Source organism: Intrasporangium sp. (genome assembly GCF_035280925.1).
Taxonomy (GTDB): Bacteria; Actinomycetota; Actinomycetes; order Actinomycetales; family Dermatophilaceae; genus Intrasporangium.
Map to the genome: position 1 here is coordinate 13,349 of NZ_DATEEY010000076.1, position 15,315 is coordinate 28,663.

At 71.6% G+C, this 15,315-nt stretch carries 14 protein-coding genes; 4 read left to right on the forward strand and 10 right to left on the reverse strand.

Annotated elements, in window-relative coordinates:
- Positions 1-235: 235 nt before the first annotated feature.
- A complete protein-coding gene (locus VJN29_RS07865; protein ID WP_324143073.1) occupies positions 236-1,279 on the reverse strand; it encodes a S66 peptidase family protein in 1,044 nt (347 codons plus the stop codon).
- Between the two features lie 181 nt (positions 1,280-1,460).
- On the opposite strand from VJN29_RS07865, the gene VJN29_RS07870 reads away from it, so the two are divergent.
- A complete protein-coding gene (locus VJN29_RS07870; RefSeq protein ID WP_324143074.1) occupies positions 1,461-3,476 on the forward strand; it encodes a translation factor GTPase family protein in 2,016 nt (671 codons plus the stop codon).
- Between the two features lie 111 nt (positions 3,477-3,587).
- Here VJN29_RS07870 and VJN29_RS07875 read toward each other — a convergent pair whose 3' ends face one another.
- The 5 genes from VJN29_RS07875 to dacB form a co-directional block, all read right to left on the reverse strand.
- Complete coding sequence (locus tag VJN29_RS07875; RefSeq protein WP_324143075.1) at positions 3,588-4,448, reverse strand: DUF1028 domain-containing protein; 861 nt, start codon at positions 4,446-4,448, stop codon at positions 3,588-3,590.
- 61 nt (positions 4,449-4,509) lie between these two features.
- Positions 4,510-5,061 (reverse strand): hypoxanthine phosphoribosyltransferase, encoded by a 552-nt coding sequence (gene hpt, locus VJN29_RS07880; RefSeq protein ID WP_324143076.1) that lies wholly within the window; start codon positions 5,059-5,061, stop codon positions 4,510-4,512.
- Positions 5,062-5,128: 67 nt separating this feature from the next.
- Positions 5,129-6,130: a tRNA lysidine(34) synthetase TilS gene (gene tilS, locus VJN29_RS07885; protein ID WP_324143077.1), complete on the reverse strand. Its 1,002-nt coding sequence runs from the start codon at positions 6,128-6,130 to the stop codon at positions 5,129-5,131.
- Positions 6,131-6,146: 16 nt separating this feature from the next.
- On the reverse strand, positions 6,147-7,301 hold the full coding sequence (locus VJN29_RS07890) for a zinc-dependent metalloprotease (protein WP_324143078.1): 1,155 nt from the start codon (positions 7,299-7,301) through the stop codon (positions 6,147-6,149).
- Between the two features lie 156 nt (positions 7,302-7,457).
- Positions 7,458-8,894 (reverse strand): D-alanyl-D-alanine carboxypeptidase/D-alanyl-D-alanine endopeptidase, encoded by a 1,437-nt coding sequence (gene dacB / locus VJN29_RS07895; protein WP_324143079.1) that lies wholly within the window; start codon positions 8,892-8,894, stop codon positions 7,458-7,460.
- 133 nt (positions 8,895-9,027) lie between these two features.
- Between dacB and VJN29_RS07900 the strand changes: the two genes are divergently transcribed.
- The gene (locus VJN29_RS07900) at positions 9,028-9,546 is read left to right on the forward strand and encodes an inorganic diphosphatase (RefSeq protein ID WP_324143113.1); all 519 of its coding nucleotides are present in this window, start codon (positions 9,028-9,030) and stop codon (positions 9,544-9,546) included.
- A 73-nt stretch (positions 9,547-9,619) separates the two neighbouring features.
- Here the strand turns inward: VJN29_RS07900 and VJN29_RS07905 are convergent, their stop codons facing one another.
- The 4 genes from VJN29_RS07905 to VJN29_RS07920 form a co-directional block, all read right to left on the reverse strand.
- A complete protein-coding gene (locus VJN29_RS07905) occupies positions 9,620-11,908 on the reverse strand; it encodes a sodium-translocating pyrophosphatase (protein ID WP_324143080.1) in 2,289 nt (762 codons plus the stop codon).
- A 167-nt stretch (positions 11,909-12,075) separates the two neighbouring features.
- Positions 12,076-12,393: a DUF202 domain-containing protein gene (locus tag VJN29_RS07910; protein ID WP_324143081.1), complete on the reverse strand. Its 318-nt coding sequence runs from the start codon at positions 12,391-12,393 to the stop codon at positions 12,076-12,078.
- Positions 12,386-12,769 (reverse strand): YidH family protein, encoded by a 384-nt coding sequence (locus VJN29_RS07915; protein ID WP_324143082.1) that lies wholly within the window; start codon positions 12,767-12,769, stop codon positions 12,386-12,388. Before VJN29_RS07915 ends, VJN29_RS07910 begins: the two co-directional genes overlap by 8 nt.
- A 10-nt stretch (positions 12,770-12,779) precedes the next feature.
- The gene (locus VJN29_RS07920; RefSeq protein ID WP_324143083.1) at positions 12,780-13,118 is read right to left on the reverse strand and encodes a GNAT family N-acetyltransferase; all 339 of its coding nucleotides are present in this window, start codon (positions 13,116-13,118) and stop codon (positions 12,780-12,782) included.
- A gap of 37 nt (positions 13,119-13,155) precedes the next feature.
- Between VJN29_RS07920 and VJN29_RS07925 the strand changes: the two genes are divergently transcribed.
- Together VJN29_RS07925 and VJN29_RS07930 are read left to right on the forward strand one after the other, a co-directional pair.
- Entirely contained in the window at positions 13,156-14,133 is a 978-nt protein-coding gene (locus VJN29_RS07925; RefSeq protein ID WP_324143084.1) for a pirin family protein, read from the forward strand.
- 9 nt (positions 14,134-14,142) lie between these two features.
- Positions 14,143-15,072 (forward strand): LLM class F420-dependent oxidoreductase, encoded by a 930-nt coding sequence (locus VJN29_RS07930; protein ID WP_324143114.1) that lies wholly within the window; start codon positions 14,143-14,145, stop codon positions 15,070-15,072.
- Positions 15,073-15,315 lie beyond the last annotated feature (243 nt).

Below are 15,315 nucleotides of genomic sequence, written 5' to 3' on the forward strand. Positions count from 1 at the left end.
GCGGGGTCGACGCCCCGGTCCTCCTGCTCGTCAAGGGATGAGTGCACGATCGTGTGCACCGGAACAACGTCCGGCCACCTACCAGTGTTCCGCATTACCGGTCGGGACGCCCAACCAGCCCATACCCAGGGGTCCACCTGGTCGAAGGAGCAGCTTTCGGGGGGGCTTCAGTCACCGTCCGATCGAAAGCACATCTTTGGGGCGCAGAAGTTGTTCACTCGATTGGGGCGTCTGCTCAGGCGAAGTGGGCCGTGATGGTCCGCCTGGTGCCGTCGACGGTCACGCGTCCGCCGTAGGGCAGCAGCCACTGCGGCGACGTGTGGCCGAAGTCCACATCGAGGGCGACGACGAGGTCGGGGTGGTAGGACTCGACGACGCGCAGCACCTGATCGCGGTGCTCGGCCCGGAAGGCGCTCGCCTCGGCCTCGGTGCGCGGATGCCCGGGGCCGGACGCGAACGGCCGGCCCCAGAGGAGGGCGGACGCCGCCTCGAGGATGCCGCGCTCCCCCAGGTTACGCAGCCCGCGGAAGACCTCCTCCGGTGAGGGCATCTCCTCGGTCGGCTCGAGCATCAGCACGCAGCCTGCGTAGTCCCCTGCCGGCCGGACGAAGCGGTCCACCTCGAGCGTCCAGCGCACGATCTCGAAGCAGCCGCCCCATGTCCTTCCGGTGACCAGGCGCTCGGGGCCCGCCCACGTCCACGCCTCGGCGAGCAGGTCCGGCGGCGGGTCGCTGAGGGCCCTGGGGTCGTCCCAGGGCAGGCCCATGTCTCGGGTGCGGGTCACTGGGCCGAGTTGCACATCGCCGCCGAAAAGGGCGCTCCGCAGGGACGTGAGGTGCTGGGCGTCGGGAGCGGGTCCGGGCCCCAGGTTCACCTGCGTGTTGCCGCCGTGGACGCCCTCGACCCCATGGAACCAGAGCCAGTTGAGCAGGTTGGTGTTGTCGCTGTAGCCGAGGAAGAGCTTCGGGTCCGCTCGCACGACCTCGGGGTCGAGGTGCCGCAGCACGGTGATCTGGTCGTCACCGCCGATGGTCGCGAGCACGGCCCGGATGTCCGGTTCGGCAAAGGCCGCCATGATGTCGGCAGCGCGCTCCTCGGGCGAGGCGAGCCGTCGCGTCGTCGGGTACTCGACCGGCTCCAGCCCGAGATCGTCGCGAATCCGGCGTAGCGCCTGCTCGTGGATCGCGGGAAAGAGCGCCGGAGCCGCCCACGACGGGGACAGCACGGCGACCCTGTCCCCCGGACTGCAGCGACGCGGGGAGACGATCTCGTGGCTCATGCCCCCGATCCAACCAGTGCCCGACACGGCCGGACACCGGATAACCGGTTGCGGCGGCAGCGGATGCGTTGCTGCACTGGTGCGGTCCAGTCCAGCCGAGTGAGAGGAAGGCACATGCGCCGCTCCTTCATGTCACCCCAGCAGCAGGTCATCGCCAGCCATGCAAAGGACATGAAGGACAGTGGAACTCGCACCACGCAGCCTCACCCCGTGCCTCAACCTGGGCATCGTCGCGCATGTTGACGCCGGCAAGACGAGCCTGACCGAGCGGCTCCTCCACGCCGCCGGGGTCATCGACGAGCTCGGCACCGTCGATGACGGCAGCACCCAGACCGACACCCTCGACCTCGAACGGCAGCGCGGGATCACCATCCGTGCCTCGGTGGTCTCCTTCGAGCTCGGTTCGCCCGACCGTCCCGTCACGGTCAACCTCGTCGACACGCCGGGGCACTCGGACTTCATCGCAGAGGTCGAGCGCTCGCTCGCCGTGCTCGACGGCGCGGTGCTCGTCGTCTCCGCCGTCGAGGGCGTCCAGGCGCAGACTCGGGTCCTCATGCGCGTCCTGACCCGGCTGGGCATCCCGACCCTGCTCTACATCAACAAGATCGACCGGTCCGGGGCGCGTGAGAAGAGCCTGCTCGCAGACATCCGCGAGCGCCTCACCGACAAGGCCATCCCACTGGGGACCGTCACGGGCGCTGGGACGAGCACAGCGGCATACGTCCCGTTCGGGAAGGACGACGAGCGGCACCGCGCGCGCCTCGCCGACCTGCTCTCCGAGCACGACGACGCACTGCTCCGCGACTGGCTGGACAACGCCGACGGCGTGTCGACCCGACGGCTCGAGAGGGCCGTGGCGCAGCAGGCGCGGGCCGGACTCGTGCACCCGCTCGTGCACGGCTCGGCTGTCACGGGAGCCGGGCTCGACGAGGTCGCGCGTGCGATCACGACGTACCTGCCGGTGCGGCGGCCGGACGTCGAGGGACCGCTGGCCGGGAGCGTCTTCAAGGTCGAGCGTGGGCCCTCCGGCGAGAAGCTCGCGCTCGTGCGACTCACGCGGGGGCGGCTGGGTGTGCGTGACAAGGTGCGGTTCGGCGACGTCGCGGACCGGGTCACCGCCATCCGTGTGCACGACCGGGGCACCCTCGTGCGGTCGACATCCGTGGCAGCGGGGCGGCTGGCCGAGGTCGTCGGGCTGGAGTCGGCCCGGGTGGGCGACCCGATCGGCGACGGGGCGGTGGAGCGCAGTGAGCCGCAGTTCTCGCCGCCGACGCTCGAGACGGTTGTCGAGCCGGTTCGGGAGGCCGACCGGGGGCCGATGTACACGGCGCTGACCCGGCTCGCCGAGACCGACCCTCTCATCAACCTGCGGCACGACGACGCGCGTGGTGAGACCCACGTGTCGCTCTACGGCGAGGTGCAGAAGGAGGTCATCGCCGCCACTCTCGCGACAGAGCACGGGGTCCCGGTGCGCTTCCGGGACACCACGGTGATGTGCGTCGAGCGGGTTGTCGGGGTCGGTGCCGCGCTCGAGGTGATCTCCGTGGCGCCGAACCCGTACCTCGCGACGGTCGGGCTGCGGGTGGCCGCCGGTGCGCCCGGGGCGGGCGTGACGTTCGGGCTGGACGTGGAGCTCGGGTCGATGCCGCCGGCGTTCTTCCGGGCGGTGGAGGAGACCGTGCACGAGACGCTGGCGCAGGGGCTGCGGGGCTGGCCGGTCCTCGACTGCGCGGTGGTGATGACGGCGTCCGGGTACTACGCACGCCAGGGTCATGCGCACCAGCGGTTCAGCAAGGCGATGTCGAGCACGGCCGCTGACTTCCGGGGGCTCACCCCACTCGTGCTCATGGCGGCGCTTCGGCAGGCGGGGACCGTGGTCGAGGAGCCGATGCACCGGTTCGACCTCGACCTGCCTGCGGCGGCTCTCGGGCCGGCGCTGAGGCTGCTGGCACACCTGCGCGCCGTGACCCGTACCACCCAGGTGCACGGTGCCGCGGCTCACCTGGGCGGCTTGGTGCCGGCCGCCCACGTGCACGAGCTGCAGCAGCGCGTGCCGGATCTCACTGGCGGCGAGGGTGACCTGGCGTGCGAGTTCGAGGGCTACGCCCCGGTGACCGGTGACGAGCCGCCGTTCCGGAGCCGGACCGGGCCCGATCCGTTGGACCGCCGCACCTACGTGCTCGAGGTCCGCCGCTGACCCTCGCAACACAGCCGCATGTCGACTGCCGGGGCGTCCTGCCGCAGGGGGCGGCACACGACAAGCGGGTGTGTGGCGGAGGGGGCGGGCTCGATGGGTGAGGCGCGGAGGTCAGGGGGTGAGGTCGTCGCTGGCGGTCCGGAGCGCCTCGAGGACGCGACGGTCGATGCCCCCGGGGGCGAGGCGCGACTCGTAGTTGACCTCGCCCGCCCACGCCACGAGGGCCGCCTCGACGCCTGCTCCCGTGCCGCCGGCGTCGACTGGGTGCCCGAGCCGACCGAGCCGCTCAGCCACCTCGGTGGCGAGTGCACCCTCGAGCGGCTGGACACCCTCGGGTCGTCCGAAGTACAGCTCCCACTCATCCAGCAGCCGGCCCAGCTCCGTGACCGGGACGGCGTGGTCGTCGACCCGCAGGTCCGCCGCGACTCCGCTGCGGTCGTAGCCGGCGCCCGGCTCGACCGCGTACACCGCAGCGCTCTGGCGCCCGCGCGAGTCCCCACCCGCGGCATCGCCGGCCCGCAGCGCCGCGAGCAGCCGCTGGGGAAACGTTGCGCCCTCGGAGCCCAGCCATGCCCGCTCCATCGCCTCGACGACCTCGCGGCCGACGAGGATGTTGCCCTGGATCGCATAGGCCGACGCACCGTCGTCATCGACCCGGGCCACGCCGCCGCACCACGGCAGGCACTCCTCGCCCGTGAACGTCGCCGCGGACTCGCGCCCGACGACCCCGAGCTGACGAGTCGCGCTCCCCTGGTCGGGGGCAGTGGCGGAGGACAGCGCGGAGTCGGCCGACTCCCCCGCCTCGAGCCGGCTGAGCAGCTCGGGCACGTAGGCCACGCGAGCCCACGACTGCGTGGCGACCGCGCCGACGCCCACCCGCGCTCCCGGGACGACCGCGCCGACGGCCAGGAACTTGCTCGCGACCGCCACGCCGTACGCCTCGCCCTCGCGGGCGACGATGGAGAAGGTCATGGGCACATCCTGCCGCGTGACCCGGGGAGCCGGCGGAGCGGCATACGGCCGGATGACGCCGTCAGGCGTACACGTGCGGAGCGAGGGTGCCCACGCAGCGCAGGTTGCGGTACTTCTCCGCGTAGTCGAGGCCGTAGCCGACGACGAACTCGTTGGGGATGTCGAAACCGACGTACTTGACCGGGATGTCGACCTTGACGACGTCCGGCTTGCGCAGCAGCGTGCAGATCTCCACCGAGGCCGGCTTGCGCGACTCGAGGTTCGCCTTGATCCAGGACAGCGTCAGGCCGGAGTCGATGATGTCCTCGACGATGAGGACGTCCTTGCCGGTGATGTCGACGTCGAGGTCCTTGAGGATCCGCACGACACCGGAGCTCTTGGTGCCCGAGCCGTAGGACGACACCGCCATCCAGTCCATCGGCGCCGTGCCGGGCAGGGCGCGCATGAGGTCGGCCATCACGACGACGGCACCCTTGAGGACCCCGACGAGGAGCAGGTCCTTGCCCTCGTAGTCCTTCCAGATGTCGACGGCGAGCTCCGCGAGACGGCCCTGGATCTGCTCCTCGGTGAACAGGACCTTGGCCAGGTCGTCTCGCATGTGCTCGTGGTCCACGACGGCTCCTTGGTGCGTGATGACGGTGGCGGTTCGGGCACCATTCAACCCCACCGCGTGCAGCCGGTCAGTGCGTGTCGGCGGTCTCGCGGATCGGGCTGAAGCGGATGCTGGCCCCGGTGCGGGCGACGGCGATCCCTCCGGGCACGTGCAACGGGCCCTGACCGTGCCAGGAGGTGAGCAAGGCATCGAGGGACTCCACGTGTGCGGCGCTGACGTCCGCGATCGGGGCCCCGGCCTCGGCGGCGAGGATGCGCCACACCCGGGTGCGGATCGCACGCGGGAGCGCAGCGAGCGCCTCGAGATCCACTCCGGGGTCGCCGGGCGCGGAGGGCAGGTCGGCCCGGGCCCGGACCGCGAGGCTCTCGAGGTGGTCCGCGTCCTCGCGCAGCAGGTCGGCGGAGCGGGCCAGCGCCGCGGCAAAGCCCGGTCCCAGGTCACCCTCCAGCGCTTCCAGGAGCCGGCGCGCGCGGACCCGGCGGAACGATGGATCGGCGTTGTGGGGGTCGTGCCAGGGCTCGAGACCGAGCGCCTGGCAGGCCGCGAGGGTCGTCGCGCGGGGCACGGCGAGCAGCGGTCGGACCAAGCGCCCCCGCCGCACCGGCATGCCGCTCAGGGACCTGGCGCCGGACCCGCGCGACAGGCCGAGCAGCACCTGCTCCGCCTGGTCGTCGCGGGTGTGACCGAGGAGGACGAGGCGGGCGCCGTGCCGGTCGGCCACGGCCTCGATCGCCTTGAAGCGCGCCGTGCGCGCGTCGGCCTCGAGGCCTGAGCCGGTGAGCCGGATGGTCGCCGGCGCGACCTCCACCGGGTCCAGGGCGAGGCCGCCGCAGATCCGGCCGGCCGCCTCGGCCACGTCTGAGGAACCCTCCTGAAGCCCGTGGTCCACGACGACGGCCCCTGCCCGCAGGCCCGCGCGTGGCGCCTCGAACGCGAGAGCCGCCGCGAGCGCGAGCGAGTCGGGGCCACCGGAGCAGGCCACGAGGACCAGACCGCCCTTGGGAACGTCGGCGAGCTGCTCACGCACGGCGAGGCGGGTCGCTGCGACCGCTGGGTCGGGTCCGGTCATGGTGGAGGTGCTCCTGTCAGCCGTGGACCCGGCGCACCCAGGCGCTGGGATCGAGGATCTCGGTGGGCCTGGGCAGGGTATCGGGCGACGACCACACCGCGTTGAAGCCGTCCCGGCCGAGCTCGTCGGTGACGGCGCGGACGAAGACGGCGCCGTCCCGGTACTGCCGCATCTTCGCCTCGATGCCGAGCAGCTTGCGCAGCAGCCGGTCGGCACCGACCGCGTTGCTGCGTCGCGCGTTGAACTTGCGGCGGATCTCGTCGACCGTGGGGATGATGCTCGGGCCCACGTCGTCCATGACGACATCGGCGTGACCCTCGAGGAGGGACATGACGGCGGTGAGCTCGGCGATCCGGGCCTTCTGCTCCGGGGTCGCAAAGAGCTGCCCGAGCCCCTCGCCGGACGACATGACCTCCGGCAGGTTCCGGGCCAGCTGCTCGAGGCGCTTGCCGATCTCCTCCGGCGTGGGAGCGAGGTCCACGGCGAGTGACTGGGACCGGGCGATGAGGTGCTCGCGCAGCCACGGCACGGCGGTGAACTGGACCCGGTGCGTCTCCTCGTGCATGGCGACCCAACGCCGGAAGTCCCTGGGCCTCACCTCGAGCTTGCGCTCGACCTCGACGACGTTGGGCGCCACGAGGAGCAGCTGCGGTGTGCCCCCCGGCGCGAGGTCGTACTGGCCGAGGATCTTGCTCGAGAGGTAGGCGAGCAGGCCGCCCATCTCCGCGCCGGTGACCTTGCCACCGATCGCCAGGGCGGTCGGGCTCTCCGGCACCTTGCGCTTGGCGACGAGCTTGTCGATGACCGGGTCGATCATGGCCTTGAAGGAGTCGACGTTGGCGCTGATCCAGCTCGCGCGGTCGACGACGAGCGGTGGCGGCGCCCCCTCTGGCGCCCGCAGGCGACTCGTCTCGGCGACTGGTTCCTCGGCCTCGGCCGCCGCGTCGCGCAGGTCCGCGACGATCTCGGCGGCCTCGTCGCTCGTGACCTGCGGTCCCGCCTTGACGACGGTGCGCCCCGTCCACTTGGCGAACTCGTAGTCGATGTATGCCGCTGAGCTCGCCCCCGGCCGCACGCTGAGTTCACGAGATTGCGGGGTGTTCGGCCCGCCCGGTGCGGCATCGGGGTCGTGCGCGGAGTCGTGCCCGAAATCGTGCGCGGAGTCGGTCATGCCTGCCCTTTCGGCGATGATGGGGCCACTGCCTCCCCCAACGCGGTCTCGGTCCGGAACGTTCCCGACCAGTGTGCCCGTGCGGGTCGAGGTATCGGTCGACTCCGGGTCGTCGCTGGGTACCTCGAACCGGACATCTCGAACGGAACCGACGGCCTAGCGGCAGCCGCAGGCGGCGATGGCGGCGACGAAGCGGTCCAGGGCTGCGCGGGCCTCGAGCGTCGGAGCACCCGCGACCAGGCCCGCGTAGACGAGCAGGCGGCCGTCGTCGTCGACCACGGAACCGGCGAGGGAGTTCGCGCCGGTCAGGGTGCCGGTCTTCGCGCGGGCCCGCCCAGCGGCGTCCGCAGTGCTGTCGGTGGCGAACCGGTCGCCCAGGGTGCCGGTCAGGCCGGCGATGGGCATGCCCTCCAGCGCCGTTCGCAGCACGGGGTGCCGGCCGTCGTAGCCGAGGACGAGGACGTCGGTCAGCAGGTCGGCGGTGACGCGGTTCTCGCGCGACAGCCCGCTCGCGTCGGACAGGGCCACGCCTTGGGTGTCTGTCCCCAGCTCCGCGACCTGACGCACCACCCAGGCGCCGACGTCGTCGAAGCCGGTGGCCGACCCGTCGCGGAAGGCGGCTTGGCGGGCGAGCACCTCCGTGAGCGTGTTGTCCGAGTCGGTGAGCGCGAGGGCGAGCTGGTCGCGGACCGGAGCCGACTCGACCGAGCCGAGCACCCGCTGCGATGGGGCCGGCGTGCCGGTGCGGGTCGTGGCACCGGCGGGGTCGACCCTCGACGCCACCGAGATGCCGCGCTTCTCGAGGAGCGCCGCGAAGGCGTCGAGAGCCGAGGTGACCGGGTCGTTCGGCGCAGGGTGGTTCTCGCGCGCCCGCTCGGTGCTGAGGCCGAGCATCGTCACAGCGCCGACGATCCCGAGGCGGTGGAAGTCAGCACCCCACGTCGGGGCACGAGTCGGGCCAGGGGCGTAAGAGGGGTCGAGCGACAGGGTCACCTCGTCGATCCCCGAGTCCTCGAGGGCCTTGACGACCTGGTTCGCGAGGTCGGCCAGCCCGGCCCGGCCAGCGACGGCGTCGCGGTCTCCGGCACCAGGGGCGATGAGCGTGTCGCCCCCCGGGACGAGGACGATCTCGTTCGAGGTCGAGCCTTGGCGCACCTGTGTCTTCAGCGTCTCGTCCGGGGCGAACACGTGCCCCACCGCTGCCGCGGCGAGCAGCTTGGTCGTCGACGCGGGGATGCGGCGCTCCGTGCCGCCCCGGTCGAAGAGCACTTCTCCCGACTGCCCGTCACGCACGACGAGGGCCGCGTCCGACAGGGCGGGCAGGTCGAGAACCTGGGCGAGTGCCCTGCGCACCCCGGCCGCGCTGGGAGCCGCACCCTCCGCGGCGAGCGAGCCCAGCGGCATACGGAACGAGGTCGACGGTGACGGCTGTGGGACGACGGGCAGCGTGCGCGTGCCCGGGGTCTCGGTCGGCGGAGGTGGCGGCAGCGGCCGGGTCGTCAGCAGTCCGGGCGCGAAGTCGGCCGCGTCGAGTCCGGCGTAGCCCACGACGAGCACGGCAGAGGCGGTCAGCGCCGCGGTCAACCGCCTCACGACGTTGCCCCTTTCGTGTCCGCAGGATGGCTCGGTTTCGGGATGGGTGCCACCTACGCGACACTGTCTCCCGGAATTCTGTCAGGAAATGGCCCGTCGACCAGCACGGGCCCGCCAGCGAAGGGACAACGACGTGGACTTCGACGTCACCATCGAGATCCCGAAGGGATCCCGCAACAAGTACGAGGTCGACCACGAGACGGGGCGGATCCGGCTCGACCGGTTCCTCTACACGTCGATGGCCTACCCGGGCGACTACGGCTACATCGAGGACAGCCTGGGCGAGGACGGCGACCCGCTCGACGCCATCGTCCTCCTGCCCGAGCCGACGTTCCCGGGGGTGCTCATCCACGCCCGCCCGATCGGCGTGTTCCACATGGAGGACGAGGCCGGCGGTGACGACAAGGTCCTCTGCGTGCCGGTCGACCCCCGAATGGACGACATGCGGGACGTGCGGGACGTGCAGCCGCACAAGCTCGACGAGATCAAGCACTTCTTCGAGCGGTACAAGGACCTCGAGGCGGGCAAGCACGTCGCGGCCGCCGACTGGAGCGACCGCGCCACGGCGGAGCGCGTGGTCCGGGAAGCCATCCAACGTGCCGCCGACGAGGGCCTCAACACCCGCCGGTGGGAGCCTCGCGCCGGACACTGAGCCCGCTGGTCCGGTGGTGCGAAAAGGCCGCCCCCTCCCGAACGAGTGGGCGGCCTGTCGCGTGTGACGCCGGTCAGACCGACTGCTTCTCCGCTGGGACGGGCTCCGCGTGCAGCGAGGACTCGCGCCGCTTGGAGACGACCACGGCCGCGACGATGATGATGACGGCGACGGCGGCTATCGCGTAGCGCACCAGGTCGTTGGCCGAGTCGCCCACGGAGAGCGCGACGACCGCCGGGGCGATGAGCAGCGACACGAGGTTCATCACCTTGAGCAGCGGGTTGATCGCCGGGCCGGCCGTGTCCTTGAACGGGTCGCCGACGGTGTCGCCGATGACGGTGGCCTCGTGGGCCGGTGAGCCCTTGCCGCCGAAGTTGCCGTCCTCGACGATCTTCTTGGCGTTGTCCCAGGCGCCACCCGAGTTGGCGAGGAAGACCGCCATGAGGGTGCCGGCCCCGATCGCGCCAGCGAGGTAGCCGGCGAGCGGGCCGACACCGAGGCCGAAGCCGACGGCGATCGGCGCGAAGACGGCGAGCAGGCCCGGCGTCGCGAGCTCCCGCAGGGAGTCCCGGGTGACGATGTCGACGACCTTGCCGTACTCCGGCTTGCCGGTGCCCTCCATGATTCCGGGGATGTCGCGGAACTGGCGACGCACCTCCATGACGACGGCACCGGCCGCCCGCGCCACGGCATTGACGGCCAGCCCGGAGAAGAGGAAGACCACGGCAGCGCCGATGATGACGCCGACCAGGGTGTCGGGCGAGACCACGTTGGCGACGAAGAAGCCGGTGACTGCCTCGCCGGCCTCCGTCAGCGCCTGGCCGATGGCGTCGGAGTAGGACCCGAAGAGCGCGGTGGCCGCGAGGACGGCCGTCGCGATGGCGATGCCCTTGGTGATCGCCTTGGTCGTGTTGCCGACGGCGTCGAGCTCGGTGAGGATCTGCGCCCCCTCCTCGGAGACCTCGCCGCTCATCTCGGCGACGCCCTGCGCGTTGTCGGAGACCGGGCCGAAGGTGTCCATCGCGACGATGACACCGACGGTGGTGAGCAGACCGCAGCCGGCGAGCGCCACCGCGAAGAGCGCGACGAGGATCGAACCGGAGAGCAGGAACGCGCCGTAGACCGCAGCGGCGATGACGATCGCGGTGTAGACCGCGGACTCGAAGCCCACCGAGATGCCACCGAGAATGACGGTGGCGGCGCCGGTCAGCGAGGACCGGGCGACGTGCTGCGTCGGCTCGGTCTCGGTGCCGGTGAAGTAGCCGGTGAGCCAGAGGATGATCGCCGCGAGGACGATGCCGATGAGGACGGCGACGGTCGCGATGAGGGCTGGGTTGCCCTGCTCGGCGGCGACCGACTCGACACCGAGGTCCGCGAACGAGGTCGGGAGGTAGGTGAACGCGGCGATCCCGGAGAGCACGGCCGAGATGAGCGCCGAGATGTAGAAGGACCGGTTGATCGTCACGAGGCCGGGCTCGTTGGCGCGGGCCTTGGTGATGTAGACACCGATGATGGCCGTCAGCACGCCGATGGCCGGGACGATGAGCGGGAAGATCAGGCCCTTCGTGCCGAACGCCGAGCTGCCGAGGATGAGCGCGGCGACGAGCGTCACGGCGTAGGACTCGAAGAGGTCGGCCGCCATGCCGGCACAGTCACCGACGTTGTCACCCACGTTGTCCGCGATCGTCGCGGCGTTGCGCGGGTCGTCCTCGGGGATGCCCTGCTCGACCTTGCCGACGAGGTCGGCACCGACGTCGGCCGCCTTGGTGAAGATGCCACCACCGACACGCATGAACATCGCGAGCATCGCGGCGCCGAAGCCGAAGCCCTCGAGGACCTTGGGCGCGTCGCCTGCGTAGACGAGGACGACGACGGAGGCGCCGAGCAGGCCGAGGCCCGTCGTCGCCATGCCGACCGCACCACCGGTGCGGAAGGCGACCTGCATGGCCTTCTCCCGGCCGCCGTCGCCGTTGGCCGCAGCTGCGACGCGCACGTTGGCGCGGGTCGCGAGCCACATGCCGAAGTAGCCGATCGACGCCGAGAAGGCGGCGCCGAGGAGGAAGAAGATGGACCGGCCGATGCGCTCGCTGGTCGTCGTTGCGGGGAGCGCGAAGAGCAGGACGAAGACGATGACGACGAAGATGCCGAGGGTGCGGAACTGACGCGCCAGGTAGGCCGCCGCACCCTCCTGCACCGCCGCAGAGATCTCCTGCATCCTCGGGGTGCCCTGGCCCGCCGCGAGCACGCCGGCGCGCAGGATGAAGGCAATGACCAAGGCGACCAGCGCGACGACCGCCACGCCGATGACGATTCCTTGGTCAGTGCCGGTGACGGCGATCTCCGCCGCAGATAGGGAAGACATCGAACTCCTGATCCGTGCAGCCTCGATGGTGCTGCTGCATATTCCTGGGACCGGTCAACCCGTTGCGGACCGGCACTGGTCGAACGCCTATGGCGCCGGGTTCCCCCGACGTGACGCCGGTTACTCTAGGGCATGGCCCCGGTGCCGCAAGAGGGATGCGGGCTGTCTCACAGGGCGACCACGAACGCGCACGCCACGACGAGGAGCAGCACCGCGAGGACCGGCATCAGCCGGCCGCCGAAGGGCGGTGGCAACGGCAGCTCGTGCTGGACCGCCCGGCGCACGCTCGACGCGAGGTGGAAGGCGCTCCCGGCGGAGATGGCGAGAGCGGTCGCCGTGAGGGCGACGAGCACCCACTCCTGGTGCCGCGCGGCGATGGCGACGAGCGGCGCCGGCAGCACGGTCAGGGCGGCGGCGGTCCGCGTCCACGCCAGGGCGGTCCGCTCCGGCTGGAGACCGGGGTCCCGCGGCGCCGGTTCACCCACGGACGAGCCCAGCCATGGCGATCCCGGCCATGACCGCGGCAGCCACGACCACGGCGGCGGCGACGACGAACAGACCGCTGGGGGCCGGCAAGGGCTCCCCGAGCCGGAGGGCCCGCTCGATCCGCGCCCACGAGCGGGCACCCCGGATCGCGACCACGGCGCCGCCCAGCACTGCCGCGAGGCCGAGGGCCTCGGCCCATTGCGGCAGGGCTCCCGCGTCCGCGAAGGAGACCAGCGCGATGCCAACGGCGATGAACGCAACCGCGGTCCGCATCCACGCCAGGGCGGTCCGCTCGTTGGCGAGGCTGAACCGCGGGTCCGGCTCCTCGCCGACCCCATAGACCGACCTGGGTCGCCGCTCGGGACTGCTCACCACCGTGGCGTCGTCACGAGTCCACCCGCCGCACGGCGTCCAGGGCCTCGCGGCCCACGCGGTCGAGCAGGTCGTCCCAGTCGTGGTGCCGCTTGACGTAGGCGGCCACGTAGGGGCAGACGGGAACGATGCGCAGGCCCTCCTCTCGAGTTGCGTCGAGCGCCTGCCGGACCATGACTCCGGCAAGGCCCTGCCCCGAGAACGACTCGTCGACCTCGGTGTGGAAGAAGACCCGCCGCCCGACGTCCTCGACATACCTGGCCAGCCCCACGCGCTTCCCGTCGACGGCGATCTCGAAACGCCCTCGTTCGCGGTTCTGGGTGACGGTCTGGGTGCCCGGGTCTGTCGCCATGGCCCCGAGTCTGCCCCAGAGCGCTAGCGTGGTCGAGGTGAGCAACCCCGAGAAGAATCCTCCCGAGGTCGTCTGCGAGGGACGTGACCCGCAGCCCGCCGGTGGCGCGGTCGTCCTGCCCTACCGCAACGTGCCCCTCGGCGGACCTCGCGCGATGCCGGTCCGGCGGAGCCTGCCGCAGCGGGAACGCTCGCTCATCGGGGCATGGTGCTTCGTGGACCACTACGGCCCGGACGACGTGTCCGAGACGGGCGGGATGAAGGTGCCGGGCCACCCGCACACCGGCCTGCAGACCGTGTCGTGGCTGTTCACCGGTGAGATCGAGCACCGGGACACGACGGGTGCCCACGCCATGGTGCGGCCGGGGCAGCTCAACATCATGACCGCAGGGTCCGGCATCGCGCACTCGGAGCACTCCACCGGCGAGACGACGATCCTCCACGGTGCGCAGCTGTGGGTGGCGCTGCCGGACGCCCACCGTTTCGTGTCGCCGTCCTTCCAGCACTACGAGCCGCCCGCCATCGAGGTGGACGGTGCCCGCGTGCTCGTCTTCCTCGGGAGCCTCTTCGGCGAGACCTCGCCGGTCTCGATGTACTCCTACCTCGTCGGCGCCGAGATCAACCTCTATCCGTACCAGCGCCTGGACATCGACGTGAACCCGGCCTACGAGCACGGCCTCCTCTGCGACACAGGCACCCTGACCTCCGAGGGCGCGGTCGCCAAGCCGGGCGAGATCATCTTCCACCGGCACGGCACCCACCAGGTCACCATCGAGGCGGGCCCGTCGGAGCCGACCCGGCTGCTCCTCTTGGGCGGCGCGCCCCTCGGCGAGCAGATCGTCATGTGGTGGAACTTCATCGGGCGCAACCACGAGGAGGTCGTGCGCTTCCGCCAGGAGTGGCAGCGTGAGCGGGAGACCGGCGGAGGCGTGCAGTACGGCACCTTCCCGGATGCCTGGCGCGACACCCTGCCCGCCCCGGAGCTGCCCCACGTCCGGCTCCGCACCCGCGGCTGACCCGTGACCATCGACCTGCGCATCTTCACCGAGCCCCAGCAGGGCGCCACCTACGACGACCTGCTCGCGGTGGCCCGCGCCGCGGAGGACCTGGGCTTCAGCGGGTTCTTCCGGTCCGACCACTACCTCCACATGAGTGGGGACGGCGGGGCTGGACCGACCGACGCCTGGACGACGCTGGCCGGGCTGGCCCGCGACACCTCCACCATCCGTCTCGGCACCCTCGTCACGTCCGCGACCTTCCGGCTGCCCGGGCCGTTGTCCGTGCAGGTCGCCGGGGTCGACCAGATGAGCGGCGGCCGGGTGGAGCTCGGCCTGGGCGCCGGCTGGTTCGAGGCGGAGCACACCGCCTACGGCATCCCCTTCCCGCCGGTGGGCGAGCGCTTCGACCGGCTCGAGGAGCAGCTCGCCGTCATCACCGGGCTCTGGGGCACGGCACCCGGAGAGACGTTCTCCCACAAGGGAGCCCACTATCCGATTGTCGACTCACCCGGGCTCACCAAGCCGGTCCGGGACGGTGGGGTGCCCATCATCATCGGCGGCACCGGCAAGCGCCGCACGCCCTCCCTCGCCGCAACGTATGCCGCTGAGTTCAATGCCGCCTTCCACTCGGCTGCCACGTCGGGCGGGCTCTTCAAGCGAGTCCGCGCGGCGTGCGAGGAGCGTGGACGTGACGCCGACGAGCTCGTGTACTCGGCCGCCCAGGTCGTCGTGCTCGGCAACGACGAGGCGACCCTGCGGCGTCGGACCGGGGCCATCGGCCGCGAGGTCGACGAGGTGCGCAGCAACGGTCTGGCCGGGTCCGCTGCCGAGATCGTCGACAAGATCGGCAGCTTCGCGGACGAGGGGGCGTCCCGGATCTATCTCCAGGTGCTCGACCTGTCGGACCTCGACCACGTCGAACAGATCGCGGACGGAGTCCTGCGCCAGCTCCGCTGACCGATGGCCGGCACGACGCGGCGGCGCACGCGTGCGCGACTCAGCTCAGCGGCATACGACGGCGTCCCACAGAGGCACCGGTCCACCCACTGCCGACCGGCTCCGGCACCCGCGTCCCCCGTGGAAGCTCGACCGGGTGCGGGCACGGCCAAACCTCCACAACCGCACTGCGGTATGCCGCTGGGCTCCTTCCCCGCGCCCGCTTGGTCGGGTGCCTGCCGGAGCGGTCGTCGCTCCCAGCAG